Annotated in this window: 12 protein-coding genes; 8 read left to right on the forward strand and 4 right to left on the reverse strand. The window is 65.1% G+C overall.

Translation table 11 applies throughout. From position 1 onward, the window contains the following. From ILT44_RS31875 to ILT44_RS10010, 4 genes are all read left to right on the forward strand, one after another. Window positions 1–107 (forward strand): DNA translocase FtsK (locus ILT44_RS31875; RefSeq protein ID WP_203275659.1); only part of this gene is annotated, 107 nt, incomplete at its 5' end. 100 nt (window positions 108–207) lie between these two features. After that, window positions 208–1,128: an outer-membrane lipoprotein carrier protein LolA gene (locus tag ILT44_RS10000; protein ID WP_204239425.1), complete on the forward strand. Its 921-nt coding sequence runs from the start codon at window positions 208–210 to the stop codon at window positions 1,126–1,128. Window positions 1,129–1,549: 421 nt separating this feature from the next. Beyond that, window positions 1,550–2,365 carry an exodeoxyribonuclease III gene (locus tag ILT44_RS10005; protein WP_204239426.1) on the forward strand — a complete coding sequence of 272 codons (816 nt, stop codon included), beginning with the start codon at window positions 1,550–1,552 and terminating at the stop codon, window positions 2,363–2,365. A gap of 63 nt (window positions 2,366–2,428) precedes the next feature. Next, window positions 2,429–3,556, forward strand: a complete 1,128-nt coding sequence (locus ILT44_RS10010; RefSeq protein ID WP_204239427.1) for an HWE histidine kinase domain-containing protein — start codon at window positions 2,429–2,431, stop codon at window positions 3,554–3,556. Window positions 3,557–3,574: 18 nt separating this feature from the next. Here the strand turns inward: ILT44_RS10010 and ILT44_RS10015 are convergent, their stop codons facing one another. Further along, window positions 3,575–4,081, reverse strand: a complete 507-nt coding sequence (locus tag ILT44_RS10015) for a cyclic nucleotide-binding domain-containing protein (RefSeq protein WP_204239428.1) — start codon at window positions 4,079–4,081, stop codon at window positions 3,575–3,577. 10 nt (window positions 4,082–4,091) lie between these two features. Further along, on the reverse strand, window positions 4,092–4,778 hold the full coding sequence (locus tag ILT44_RS10020; RefSeq protein WP_204239429.1) for a response regulator transcription factor: 687 nt from the start codon (window positions 4,776–4,778) through the stop codon (window positions 4,092–4,094). Between the two features lie 236 nt (window positions 4,779–5,014). Here ILT44_RS10020 and ILT44_RS10025 point away from each other — a divergent pair, with 236 nt between their 5' ends. After that, entirely contained in the window at window positions 5,015–5,548 is a 534-nt protein-coding gene (locus ILT44_RS10025) for a L,D-transpeptidase family protein (protein ID WP_204239430.1), read from the forward strand. 232 nt (window positions 5,549–5,780) lie between these two features. Here ILT44_RS10025 and ILT44_RS10030 read toward each other — a convergent pair whose 3' ends face one another. Both ILT44_RS10030 and ILT44_RS10035 read right to left on the reverse strand, forming a co-directional pair. Continuing rightward, window positions 5,781–7,295 (reverse strand): ABC-F family ATP-binding cassette domain-containing protein, encoded by a 1,515-nt coding sequence (locus ILT44_RS10030; RefSeq protein ID WP_204239431.1) that lies wholly within the window; start codon window positions 7,293–7,295, stop codon window positions 5,781–5,783. Between the two features lie 337 nt (window positions 7,296–7,632). After that, on the reverse strand, window positions 7,633–8,310 hold the full coding sequence (locus ILT44_RS10035) for a YggS family pyridoxal phosphate-dependent enzyme (RefSeq protein ID WP_204239432.1): 678 nt from the start codon (window positions 8,308–8,310) through the stop codon (window positions 7,633–7,635). Window positions 8,311–8,694: 384 nt separating this feature from the next. On the opposite strand from ILT44_RS10035, the gene leuS reads away from it, so the two are divergent. The 3 genes from leuS to holA are packed head-to-tail and all read left to right on the forward strand — an operon-like array spanning window position 8,695 to window position 12,884. Next, window positions 8,695–11,337 carry a leucine--tRNA ligase gene (leuS, locus tag ILT44_RS10040; RefSeq protein WP_372441148.1) on the forward strand — a complete coding sequence of 881 codons (2,643 nt, stop codon included), beginning with the start codon at window positions 8,695–8,697 and terminating at the stop codon, window positions 11,335–11,337. Then, window positions 11,324–11,860 carry an LPS assembly lipoprotein LptE gene (lptE, locus tag ILT44_RS10045; RefSeq protein ID WP_204239434.1) on the forward strand — a complete coding sequence of 179 codons (537 nt, stop codon included), beginning with the start codon at window positions 11,324–11,326 and terminating at the stop codon, window positions 11,858–11,860. The genes leuS and lptE overlap by 14 nt, the downstream gene beginning before the upstream one ends. 4 nt (window positions 11,861–11,864) lie before the next feature. After that, on the forward strand, window positions 11,865–12,884 hold the full coding sequence (holA, locus tag ILT44_RS10050) for a DNA polymerase III subunit delta (RefSeq protein ID WP_204239435.1): 1,020 nt from the start codon (window positions 11,865–11,867) through the stop codon (window positions 12,882–12,884). Window positions 12,885–12,928 lie beyond the last annotated feature (44 nt).

A 12,928-nucleotide genomic window follows, 5' to 3' on the forward strand; every position in this document is an offset into this window, starting at 1 on the left:
CCGCCTCGCTCATGGAACGCATGGAGCAGGAGGGCATCGTCGGACCCGCAAACCACGCCGGGAAACGAGAAATCCTGCTTGAATCTCCGGGAGTGGGAGACGATTAAAGGCTCTCTTCGGAACCTTGGCCGTGGCCCTGCGTCATTGTTGAGCTATGTGCAATGGCCAAGCAGCGGTCATAATCGTTCCGGTCAGGAGATCCTTCGGATGCGCCCCCTTCCTTCCCTCAGCCTGGCCATGGCCCTGTCCGCTTGCGCGGGCATCCTGCCGGCCGCGGGGCAGACGCTTCCGATCGAAATGCTCCTTCCGCCTGCCCGGCCGTCAGCCCAGGGTTTCAGCCGCGCGGTTGCCCCCCTGCCGACCGGCTCCTTCCGTCACGCAGGATCTCCGCAACAGGCAGCCCTGCCGGCCCGGCCCGTGATCCCCAGACCCGCCAACGCGGAGCAGGTTCTGGCCGCGACGGCACCCCTGCCGCCGAGCCGGCCGGTCATGGAGGAGCCAGAGGCGGCTCTCGAGCCCATCATGATTGCGCCCAAGCCCATCGTCACGGCCTCGGCCGTTCCGGTGGCCCTCAACCAGCCGCTGCCCAACAGCGTCGTGGTGGAGCGGGCCAACGCCTTCTTCACGAATTTGAGCTCCATGGTGGCGGACTTCACCCAGGTGGGAGGGGACGGACGCCGGCAGGGCGGCACCCTCTATCTCCAGCGGCCCGGCAAGGTGCGGTTCGAATACGACCCTCCGGCCACCCTCCAGGTGATCGCCGACGGCCGCTCGGTCGCCGTGCGGGACCGCAAGCTGGCAACCCAGGATCTGTATTCCATCTCGCAGACGCCCCTGAAATTCCTCCTGCGCGAGCGGGTCAATCTCGGCCAGGACATCCGCATCACCGGCATCACACATGACGGCAACGGGGTGAGGATCAACCTGGAGGATTCCTCGACGCTGGGCGGCACCTCGCGGATCACCCTCTTCTTCGACCCGCAGATCGAAGCCTTAAGCCAATGGCGCATCGTCGATGCCCAGGGCTTCCAGACCATGGTGTTGCTCGACAAGGTCGAGCGGGGCCGGCGAATCGATCAGGACCTGTTCAAGATCCAGTACGAGACCATCATCGGCAACAACCGGTAGTCCTCAAACGCCATCGGGTAGCTCCTTGAGGCTGCGGTGGATGCTTCCCTCCCCCTTGCGGGGAGGGAGCGAGGGTGGGGGTCGCAAAGTCGGAGCGGCGCCCTTTTCCGGTTCAGCGCTGAAGCTGCCAGAGCCATACCTCTCCCCGGTGGGGAGAGGTCGTGCGCAGCGAGGGTGAGGGGGAGAGCGCTTGCCGGAGAGGACTGCAACCCCTCACCCGCCGCGCTGACGCGCGTCGACCTCTCCCTCAAGGAGAGGTGAAGCGGAGCCTCATCCGGGAATCTCTCACCCGGTCGCACCACCCCTACCCCTCCCCGCAAGGGGGAGGGAATGAGGGTGCGCGAGTCTGGCCTGAAAGCTGCCCTTCCCTCCGGACGAAATCTGTCGTAGCCGGGAAGGAACTTCCGAGGGGCCTCTTTCCGTGCAACTGACCGTCTCGACCTGGAACATCAATTCCGTTCGCCTGCGCCTCGACCAGGTGGGCCGTTTCCTGAAGGAACGGCGCCCCGACATCCTGTGCCTGCAGGAGACCAAATGCCCGAACGACAAGCTGCCCCTGAAGGAGCTGCAGGCCTTCGGCTATCCCTTCGTCGTCCATATGGGCCAGAAAGGCTATAACGGCGTCGCGATCCTCTCCCGGTATCCGTTCGCCGAGACGAGCGTGATGGAGATGTGCGGCCGCCAGGATGCCCGCCACATCAGCGTCACCTTGAGCCGGGAGGCCAAGGCGGCGGCGGGCCTGACCATCCATAACTTCTACGTGCCGGCCGGCGGCGACATTCCCGACCCGGACCTCAATGAGAAATTCCGGCACAAGCTCGACTTCATGGCCGAGATGCGCAGCTGGGGCAGCAAATCCAAGCCGGCTTCAGGCCCCGCGATCCTCGTCGGCGACCTCAACGTGGCGCCGCTCGAGCACGACGTGTGGAGCCACAAGCAGCTCCTCGACGTGGTTAGCCATACGCCGGTGGAGACCGAGGCGCTCGAGGAGCTGCGCCAGGAGGCGGAATGGCTCGATGCCATGCGCGTGCTGCGCCCAGAGCCCGAAAAGATCTATTCCTGGTGGAGCTACCGCTCGCCGGACTGGGCTGCCGCCGACAAGGGCCGGCGTCTCGATCACATCTGGCTGTCGAAGGGCCTGAAGGACACCCTTCGCACCATCGACGTGACCCGCGGCACCCGCGGCTGGGACCGCCCCTCCGATCACGCCCCGGTGACGGCGGTGCTGGAGCTTTAGCCCAGGCAAAAAGCTTCGCCGCTCATCGGTTTCATAGCGGCAAAACTCTGTTATGGTTTTCCCATGACACAAGGGAATGCCGCCGCTCGCGATGAATCGGGCATAGTCCAGGACGACAGTGCGGCTGTCGAAGCAATCGGCCGCATCAATGTCGTCTCCTCCGTTCTGGAACTCCTGCTGGACAGCACGGGCCTCGGTTTCGGAGCGGTCGCCCGGGTGACCGAAACCTCGTGGACGGCCTGCGCCGTGCTCGACCGGATTGGCTTCGGTCTGCCCGTCGGGGGGACCTTGGAGGTCGCCACGACCTTCTGTTCGGAGATCCGCGCCTCCGGCACTCCCATCGTGATCGATCAGGCCAGCACGGACGCAGTCTATTGCACGCATCGGACGCCGAAGATGTATGGCTTCGAGAGCTATATCGCGGTACCGATCATCCTGCGCTCGGGCGAGGTCTTCGGCACCATCTGCGCCCTCGATCCGAAGCCGGCCAAACTCACCGATCCCAAGATCCTGAAGACCTTGCAGCTCTTCGCCGAGCTGATCGGCTCGCAGCTCGAACTCGGAGACACGTTGGCCGATCAGAGGAAGGCGATCGACCATCAGAACCTCCTGATCAACGAACTGAACCACCGGGTGAAGAACACCCTGGCAACTGTGCAGTCCATCGCCTACCAGTCGTTCAAGAATGCTCAATCCCTGGCCCATGCTCATGAGAGGCTCGAGCGCCGTCTCATGGCGCTCGCGCGCGTTCATGATGTCCTGACGCAGGAAAGATGGGACAGTGCCGAGCTGGAAACTGTCGTTCAGAAAGCGATCCTGCCCTTCGAGGGGGTCGATTTGCAGCGTTTTCGCCTGTCGGGCCCTTCGATCCGGCTCCCGCCATGGCAGGTGCTGCCTCTGTCCATGGCTATCCACGAGCTGCTCACGAATGCTCTGAAATACGGAGCGCTGTCTGAACCGTCCGGCTGGGTTGCCATCCGATGGAATCCCGCCAGCGACGGCCGGACCCTGACATTCCGCTGGAGCGAGAACGACGGGCCCTCCGTCCGTCCGCCGTCCGAGCGCGGGTTCGGCACACGCCTGATCCAGCGTGGTCTTGCTCAGGAGCTCGGTGGATCCGTCGAAATCAACTTCAACCCGTCCGGCGTGACCTGCACGATCTCGATTCCACTTACCGCCGAGCCGATCTGACCGATCTCTCCGGCCGCCTCAGTCCTGCGCCTTGCCTTCCTCCGGCTCTTCGGCCGGCACCTCTTCGCCGTCGATGGCGATGAGCTGCTGGCGTACGCGCTCCAGGCCCTCCGTGAGGCGGATCAGTTCCTCGGCCATGGCGTCGTGGATGGCGGCGGCGGCCTCCGGGAATTCCTCCAGTACCCGGCGCATGAGGCTGGGCGTCACGCGGATGATGGCGGAAGGCTCGCGCGCGGTGGCGGTGGCGCGGCGCTCGATGCGGGCGAACAGGGCCGCCTGGCCGATCAGGGCGCCCGGGCCGGCCACGAAGGCGGCGGGCGATCCGTCGTCGCTGGCATCGAGGGCGATGGCGCCGCGGCTCACCACATAGCCGCCGTCGGACCGGTCGCCTTTCTTGAACAGCACATCGCCCTCGCGGTAGCTGCGCGTCTCGGATGCGAAGGCGACGAGGCGCAGGGCGTCCTTCTCCAGCAGGTTGAACACCGGAGCCTGGCTTAAGATCGCGATGTCGTCCTCGAGCGCCATGATGCTTGTCTTAAGGGATCAGCTTGTAGCCACCGGGCTCCGTCACCAGGATGCTTGCATTGGAGGGGTCGGATTCGATCTTCTGGCGCAGGCGGTAGATGTGGGTCTCGAGGGTGTGGGTGGTGACGTTGGAATTGTAGCCCCAGACCTCGGTGAGCAGGGTGTCGCGCCCGACCACGGCCTGGCCGGCGCGGTATAGATAGCGCAGGATCGCGGTTTCCTTCTCCGTCAGCTTGAGCTTGGAACCCTTCTCCGTGGTGAGCAGCTTCGAGCCCGGGCGGAAGATATAGGGCCCGATCTGGAACACCGCGTCCTCGCTCGCCTCGTACTGGCGCAGCTGTGCGCGGATGCGGGCGAGCAGCACGGCGAACTTGAAGGGCTTGACCACGTAGTCGTTGGCGCCCGCCTCCAGGCCCATGACGGTATCCGTTTCCGATCCTTGAGCGGTCAGCATGATGATCGGGCTGCGGAAACCGTTCTGGCGCATGATCTTCACGGCCTCGCGCCCGTCCATGTCGGGCAGGCCCACATCCATGATGGCGAGATCGATCCGATCCCCCTTCACCGCCTCGACGGCCTGCGTGGCGGTTTCGGCCGTGTTGACCTGAAACTCGTCGTACATTCCGAGCTGCTCGGCTAGGGTGTCGCGCAGATCCTGATCGTCATCGACGACGAGGAGGCGGCTGGCATTCGACATCTCAAACCCTTCACACGATGAACTGCATGATCGCTGGAGCGGCGTTCAGCAGGCGACAATCCCTTGAGCCTCAAGCCGATCCGGCCGCCTCTTTTAGCGCAGCACGATCCGGATCGAAACGGCTGCGGCCTTACCTCAAGCCGGCGTGGGTCTTGAGCGTCAAGATCATGCCCGACGCCTAAGAGTAGTCATTCCCAGCTTGACAACAAGGGGGCGTTAAGGCCCTTCCACTGCCGATGAAACACTCTCGCGTCAATGTTATCCGGGTCTTCCGCTCCCCGCTCGACCACCGGCGCGGACGTATTGTTGCAGGTAACCTCGTGATCCCCTGTGCGCTTGGGCGCTCCGGCACCTCTCATGCGAAACGCGAGGGCGACGGCGCCTCGCCGGTCGGACGCTTCAAGCTCCTGCAGGGCTTCTACCGCGCCGACCGCGGCCCGCGTCCGCGCACGGGCCTGCCCTTGAGAGCGATCCGCCCCGGCGACGGCTGGTCCGACGACGTCAGGGACCGCCGCTACAATCGGCTCGTTCCCCTGCCCTGCCCGACCAGCCATGAAAAGATGTGGCGGGACGACCATCTCTACGACGTGGTGCTCGACATCGCCTGGAACCGCGGCCCCATCGTGAAGGGCCGCGGCAGCGCCATCTTCCTGCATCTCGCCCGCCCCGGCTTCCAGCCCACGGAGGGCTGCGTCGCCGTGGATCGCCGCATGATCCGGCGCCTCCTGGAGCGGATCGGGCCGAACACGCGCATCGAGATCATCGGGTAGCATCTGCTGTCATGGCCGGGTACGTCCCGGCCATCCACGTCTCAAACTCTTCTCACCTCATCCTGAGGAGCCTGCGCAGCAGGCGTCTCGAAGGAGGATTCAGTGTTCTCTGGAATCTCCTTCGAGACGGATTGCTCGCGCAATCCTCCTCAGGATGAGGTGGTGTTTTGGACAAAGACGTGGATGCCCGGCACAAGGCCGGGCATGACGGGTCGTGTTGAGTCGCCGCCGATTAACCAACCACACTCTCGTAAAACTCCTCCGGCCCGTCGATCTCTCGCATGCGGCCCTTGTCGATGAGCAGGAAGCGGGTGCCGATGGTGGTCACGAAGCTGCGGTCGTGGGAGACCACGATGCAGGTGGCCCCCGCCTCCAGGATTTCCGCTTCCAGCTGCTCGCGCCCCGGAATGTCCACGTGGTTGGTGGGTTCGTCCATCAGGTAGAAGTTCGGCTCGGACAGGCGCAGGGCCAGGAGCCCGAGCCGCGCCCTCTGGCCCGGCGACAGCTTTGCGATGGGCAAGCCTTGCTTCTCGATGGAGAAGCCCGCTTCCGCCAGCACCGCGCGGCTGCGCTGATCGCCGAGACGGAACCGCGACAGGATGAAGTCGTGCGCGGTGCTGTTCTGCGGGAGCTGTCCCATGTCCTGATCCACATAGCCGAGCGCAAGGCTCGGGCTCACGCGGATGCCGTCGCGTCCCTCGGGCGCAAGCATCGCGTGATGCAGCAGACGCACGAGCTGCGACTTGCCGGCACCGTTGCGGCCGAGCACGACGATGCGATCGCCTTGAGCGACCTCGAGCTTGGTGACGGCGAAGAGCTTTCGCCCATCCGGCGTCTGCACCGTCACGTTCTCCAATGCGACGAGAACCCGCGCATGGGTGCCGCGGTGGCTGAGCCTGATCTCGCCCGGCCGCTCCTTGTGCACGGCGCGGGCACCCTGCTCCAGCGCATCGGCCCGGCGCCTGATCTGCGCCGACTTCACCTGCGCCGCGTCGCTGCCGCTGTTGATGCCCACATTGCGCAATTCCGATGCGCTCTGGCGCAGGCGCTTCACTTCGCGCAGGGTCTTTTCGCGCCGTGTCTGCGCGGCTGAATCATGCGCGTCGAGCAACACCCGCGCGCGGCGGTAGGGATGCGCGAAGGAAACGGATTCCTCCGGCCGTAAGAAAAGCGTTCTGGTGGTGCAGGCATCGAGGAAATCGCGGTCGTGGCTCGCCACCACGATCGGCACCGTATAACCCGCATTCCTGATCCATGATTCCAGCTTGAAGAGCTTCTCGAGATCGAGGTGGTTCGTGGGCTCGTCGAGCAGCAGCATGTCCGGTTCGGTGATCCAGGCCCGCGCGATCAATGCAAACCGCTGCCAGCCGCCGCTGAGCGCGCGCAGCGGCAGATGATGCAGATCGACCGGTGTCTCGAACTCATCGAGCACCATGTCCACGCGCCATTGCTGGCTCTCCCGTTCATCGGCGGAGAGCGCGGTGAGCAGGACATCGTGCAGGGACAGGTCGAGCAGGTTTTCCGGCACGTCCTGCTCCACGAGGGCGACGCGCAGACCCCGCGAGCAGACGATGTCGCCGTGGGTCGGTTCGGCAAGACCTGCGAGGCATTTCAGAAGGGTGGACTTTCCGGCACCGTTTCCGGCCACGAGACCGAGGCGATCCCCTGCGCCGATCACAAGGGTGAGGTTCTGGAACAAGGGCGTGTGGGCGATGACGCCGACATTGCGGAGGCTTAAGGAAGACATGGAGAGATCTCATCGGTGCGGCGCGCCTGGGGCCTGAAGCCATGGAGTGTGCGCGAAAGTCTTGAACGCGTCGGACGCGTCGGACCCTTGCGGAGCCATCAGCGCGATTGAGCCGTTCAGAGCTGACCAGAATGAGATGGAGGCGGTTTTGGGAGACCGTCAGATCCGTTCGTTGGCCGGCCCTGCAACAAGCTGCTGCAGGGCGTGCCAGGGGCCGAACTTGCGTTGATGCATCGCTTCCAACATGCAGCCCTCCCTGGTTCGAACGCGGATCGATGGGCAAAGCTTAACCGGAATGCACGGCGGATGCAACGCCACTCATACCGGGATCGGTATGTTAAGCCTTTGTCCGAGTGCCAAAAATCGCGCTGCCGACCCGCACATGGGTGGCGCCGAGCTGGATCGCGGCATCGAAGTCGGCGCTCATGCCCATGGAGAGCATCGTCAGCCCATTCCTCTTGGCAATGGTGTTGAGCAGGGCGAAATGCGGCGACGGCGGGTGCTCAGCCGGCGGGATGCACATCAGGCCCTCGACCGTGAGGCCGTATTCCGTGCGGCAGGCTTCCAGGAAGGCATCGACTTCGCTCGGGATCACGCCGCCCTTCTGCGGCTCCTCGCCGGTGTTCACCTGCACCAGCAGGCGCGGTGTCCTGCCCTGCTTGGCGATCTCCTTGGCGAGCGCCTCCGCCAGTGAGGGCCGGTCGAGGGTGTGGATCGCGTCGAAGAGCTCCACCGCCTCACGCGCCTTGTTGGACTGGAGCGGGCCGATCATGTGGAGTTCGGCATCCGGGTAGCGCTCACGCAAGGCGGGCCACTTAGCCTTCGCCTCCTGCACGTAATTCTCGCCGAAGACCCGCTGGCCTGCAGCCAAAACAGGTTCGATGGCCTCCGCCGGAAACGTCTTCGAGACCGCCACGAGGGTGATGGAGGCCGGGTCCCGGTCATAGTCGGACGCCGAGCGCCGGATGCTCTCCCGCACCTGCCTCAAACCTTCGACGGCATCGCTCTCGCTCATGGGGTCTTCCTTTTCGTAGGCTCGATTTCCTCCCCCTTGCGGGGAGGGACAAAGGGTGGGGGTGGTGCGACTGGGTGCGCGGTTCTCAGGTCAGGCGCCGTATCAGCATGGCCGATCAATCGTTGACGAACAGCGCTCCGACTTTGCGACCCCCACCCCTCCCCCTCCCCGCAAGGGGGAGGGAAACCGCGCCGCGTCGAATCTTGACCATCTCGCATGCGCGAAACCGTTGACCGCGCAGGAGAGCTGTGTCCTAGTCCGCCGCACCATGCCGGCGCAAGTCGCTTGGATCGTTTAAGCATGATCCGGTGAAGTGGACACCGGTTCACCGATAAGATCATGCGATGATAGGAACAAGAGAGCAGGAAGCCCTTCCTGCTCGAGATGACGGATGATTTGAGAAAAATGAGGCCCGAGCGCTACAACGCCAAGGAAGCCGAGCTGAAATGGCGGAAGGTCTGGAACGACCGCGACCTGTTCAGGACGAACAACGACGACCCGCGTCCGAAATACTACGTGCTCGAGATGTTCCCCTATCCGTCGGGGCGCATCCATATGGGCCACGTGCGCAACTACACCATGGGCGACGTGGTGGCGCGCTACAAGCGCGCCCGGGGCTTCAACGTGCTCCATCCCATGGGCTGGGACGCCTTCGGCATGCCGGCCGAGAACGCCGCCATGCAGAACAAGGTCCACCCCAAGGAATGGACCTATGCCAACATCGCCACCATGCGCGCCCAGCTGCAAAGCATGGGCCTTGCCATCGACTGGAGCCGCGAGATCGCCACCTGCGATCCGAGCTATTACAAGCACCAGCAGCGCATGTTTCTGGACTTCCTGGAAGCAGGCCTCGTCGACCGCAAGACGGCGAAGGTCAACTGGGACCCGGTCGACCATACCGTGCTCGCCAATGAGCAGGTGATCGACGGCCGCGGCTGGCGCTCCGGCGCCCTGGTCGAGCAGCGCGAGCTGACCCAGTGGTTTTTAAAGATCACCGATTTCGCGCAGGATCTCGACGACCGCCTCGACACCCTCGATCGCTGGCCCGAAAAAGTGCGCCTGATGCAGCGCAACTGGATCGGCCGCTCCGAGGGCTTGCTGGTGCGCTTCGCCTTGAAGCCCGAGACGGTGCCGAACGGCGAGACCGAGCTGCAGATCTACACCACGCGCCCCGACACCCTGTTCGGCGCGAAGTTCATGGCGGTCGCGCCCGATCATCCGCTGGCCAGGACCGCGGCCGAGAAGAACCCGGAGCTCGCTGCCTTCATCGAGGAATGCAAGCGCGTGGGCACGGCGCAGGAGGCCATCGACAAGGCCGAGAAGCTCGGCTTCGATACGGGCATCCGCGCCGAGCATCCGTTCGACCCGAACTGGACGCTGCCGGTCTACGTCGCCAACTTCATCCTGATGGAATACGGTACCGGCGCCATCTTCGGCTGCCCGGCGCATGACCAGCGCGACCTGGATTTCGTCAACAAGTACGGCTTGGGCAACACGCCTGTGGTCTGCCCGCCGGATGTGGACCCCGCTGCCTTCGTCATCACCGACACGGCCTATGACGGCGAGGGCCGGATGATCAATTCCCGCTTCCTCGACGGCATGACCATCGACGAGGCGAAGGAGGAGGTCGCCCGCCGCCTTGAAGCCGAGACCCGCGGCAACCGTCCGGTCGCTGAGCGCAAGGTGAATTTCCGCCTGCGCGACTGGGGCATCTCGCGTCAGCGCTACTGGGGCTGCCCGATCCCGATCATCCATTGCGATGAATGCGGCGTCGTGCCGGTGCCGAAGGATCAATTGCCGGTCGTGCTGCCGGAGGACGTGTCCTTCGACGTGCCGGGCAACCCGCTCGACCGCCACCCGACCTGGAGGCACGTGAGCTGCCCGCAATGCGGAGGGAAGGCCCGGCGCGAGACGGACACCATGGACACCTTCGTGGATTCGTCCTGGTACTTCGCCCGCTTCACCGACCCGACGCTTGTCGACAAGCCCACCGACCGCGCCACCGTCGATGCCTGGCTGCCGGTCGACCAGTATATCGGCGGCATCGAGCACGCGATCCTGCACCTGCTCTATTCGCGCTTCTTCACCCGCGCCATGAAGAAGACGGGCCATGCCGGCCTGGACGAGCCCTTCGCGGGCCTATTCACGCAGGGCATGGTGGTGCACGAGACCTACAAGGACGCCAGCGGCAACTGGGTGCTGCCCTCCGACGTGCGTTTCGAGTCTGAGGGCGCCGTGCGTAAGGCCTTCCATGTAGAGACCGGCGCTCCGATCGAAATCGGCTCCATCGAGAAGATGTCGAAGTCGAAGAAGAACACGGTCGATCCGGACGAGATCATCGCGTCCTACGGCGCCGACACGGCGCGCTGGTTCATGCTCTCCGACTCGCCGCCCGAGCGCGACGTGATCTGGACCGAGGAGGGCGTGCAGGGTGCAGGCCGCTTCGTCCAGCGCGTGTGGCGCCTGATCGGCGAGATCGCGGACCGCATCGGCGGTGCTGACGGCGTGTCCGGTGACGGTCCGATCGCGCTCGCCGTGCGCAAGGCGGCGCACAAGGCGCTCGCCGCCGTCGAGGAGGATGTGGAGCGCCTGCGCTTCAACCGCTGCGTCGCCCATCTCTACGAGCTCGCCAATTCCCTGCAGGATCTGGCGAACCAGGCCAAGAGCTCCGACGAGCCGGGCTTAGGTCGGGCCTTTGCGGAGGCCGGCCGCATCTTCGTGCAGCTGCTCGCCCCCATGATGCCGCATCTGGCGGAGGAATGCTGGGAGGGCTTAAGTCAATCCGGCCTCGTGGCCGACACCCCCTGGCCGGCGGTCGAGCGCTCGCTGCTGGTCGAGGACACGGTCACCCTGCCCGTGCAGGTCAACGGCAAGAAGCGCGCCGACGTGACGGTTGCCCGCGACGCGGATCAGGCTACAGTCGAGGCGGCCGTTCTCTCGCTCGAAGCCGTGCAGAAGGCCATGGACGGGAAGCCCGCCCGCAAGATCATCGTCGTTCCCCAGAGGATCGTGAATGTCGTCGCTTAACCTGAAGAGCCTCATCCACGTCGCTGTCGTGACAGGCCTCTCTCTCGGCTTGTCCGCCTGCTTCCGGCCTCTTCACGGACCGACGGCTTCGGGGCTGTCGCTCCAGACGGAGCTGGCTTCCATCGAGGTCCCCGAGGTGGAATGGCCGCCCCAGCTCGCCAATGCCGGCCACTACCTGCGCAGCGAGGTGATCTATGCGCTGAACGGCTCGGGATCGGACGTGCCGAAGCGGTATCGTCTGGGGCTGGTCTTGAGCGAGTCGCAGACGAGCCCGGTGGTGAGCTCGGAGACCGGCACGGCCACGTCGGTCATCGTCGGCGGCTCGGTGACCTACACGCTTACGAGCCTGGACGGGAAGACCGTGATCACCCAGGGCACCGCGACCTCCTCGGCGAGCTTCGACCGCTTCCCGCAGCGTTTCGCCAACATCCGGGCGGCACGGGATGCCGAGATCAGGCTGGCCAAGGATCTGGCGGTTCAGGTCCGGACCCGCGTGTCGGCGATTCTCGCCACCCGAAGCTGAGAGCATGGTCGCCGTCAAAGCGGGTGACGTGGATGGGGCGTTGCGGCGTCCCGATCCGCGCATCGGCGTCTTCCTGTTCCACGGGCCCGACATGGGTCTGATCAACGAGCGTGCCCGCACCATTGCCGAGCGCTCCGTGGACGATCCGGCCGACCCGTTCCAGCTCATCCGCATCGATGGCGACGACATCGCGGCCGATCCGGGACGTCTCGCCGACGAGGCCGGAACCATGGGATTGTTCGGGGGCAAACGCGCGATCTGGGTCAAGGCCACCTCGCGCAACATCGCGCCGGCTGTCGATGCCGTCCTGAAAGGCGAGCTGCAGGACACCGTCATCGTCATCGAGGGCGGCGACCTGCAGAAATCCTCGCCGCTGCGCATTCTCTGCGAACGCTCGCAGAAGGCCCTCGCCCTGCCCTGCTACGCCGATACCGGCCGCGACCTCGGCGCTGTGGTCGACGAGACCCTGAAGGCCGGCGGCTTCTCGATCCAGCGTGAGGCTAGAGCGGCCCTGGTCGCGAGCCTCGGCGGCGACCGCCTCGCCACCCGCGGCGAACTCAACAAGCTGATGCTCTATGCCCATGGCCAGAGGGAAATCACCCTGGCCGACGTGGACGCCATCATGAGCGACGTGTCGAGCCTGGCCATGGACGCGGTGGTCGATGCGGCCTTCGCCGGCGAGGGAACAGGCCTCGAGACCGGCTCGCGGCGCCTGGCAGCCGAGGGCGTGAATGCGAGCGTGCTGCTCGGCGCCGCCCTGCGCCACGCCCTGATGCTGCTCACCGCTCGCCTTTCCGTCGAGGAGGGCCGCCCGATCCCGGCCGTCATGGAGAGCCTGCGCAGCCTGCATTTCAGGCGCAAGCCCCTGGTGGAGCGTCATCTCCAGCGCTGGACTAGCACCAGCCTCAAGGACGCCCTCTCGCTCCTCCAGGCCAATCTGCTCCAGACCCGCCGCATGGCCGATCTCGGCGATACGATCGCAGCGAAGACATTGCTCGATATTGCGCGGGCGGCAAGGCGTTAGCTTCACATTGTCATTCCGGGCTTGCCTTCGGCGCCCCGGAATGA

The organism is Microvirga arvi, from assembly GCF_016892765.1.
GTDB lineage: Bacteria > Pseudomonadota > Alphaproteobacteria > Rhizobiales > Beijerinckiaceae > Microvirga > Microvirga arvi.

Excerpts from the sequence above, each read along its gene's own strand:
- ILT44_RS10000 (WP_204239425.1), top strand. The coding sequence starts at position 208 with ATGCGCCCCCTTCCTTCCCTCAGCCTGGCCATGGCCCTGTCCGCTTGC.
- ILT44_RS10010 (WP_204239427.1), top strand. The coding sequence starts at position 2,429 with ATGACACAAGGGAATGCCGCCGCTCGCGATGAATCGGGCATAGTCCAG.
- ILT44_RS10015 (WP_204239428.1), bottom strand. The coding sequence starts at position 4,081 with ATGGCGCTCGAGGACGACATCGCGATCTTAAGCCAGGCTCCGGTGTTC.
- ILT44_RS10020 (WP_204239429.1), bottom strand. The coding sequence starts at position 4,778 with ATGTCGAATGCCAGCCGCCTCCTCGTCGTCGATGACGATCAGGATCTG.
- ILT44_RS10025 (WP_204239430.1), top strand. The coding sequence starts at position 5,015 with ATGAAACACTCTCGCGTCAATGTTATCCGGGTCTTCCGCTCCCCGCTC.
- ILT44_RS10030 (WP_204239431.1), bottom strand. The coding sequence starts at position 7,295 with ATGTCTTCCTTAAGCCTCCGCAATGTCGGCGTCATCGCCCACACGCCC.
- ILT44_RS10035 (WP_204239432.1), bottom strand. The coding sequence starts at position 8,310 with ATGAGCGAGAGCGATGCCGTCGAAGGTTTGAGGCAGGTGCGGGAGAGC.
- leuS (WP_372441148.1), top strand. The coding sequence starts at position 8,695 with ATGACGGATGATTTGAGAAAAATGAGGCCCGAGCGCTACAACGCCAAG.
- lptE (WP_204239434.1), top strand. The coding sequence starts at position 11,324 with ATGTCGTCGCTTAACCTGAAGAGCCTCATCCACGTCGCTGTCGTGACA.
- holA (WP_204239435.1), top strand. The coding sequence starts at position 11,865 with ATGGTCGCCGTCAAAGCGGGTGACGTGGATGGGGCGTTGCGGCGTCCC.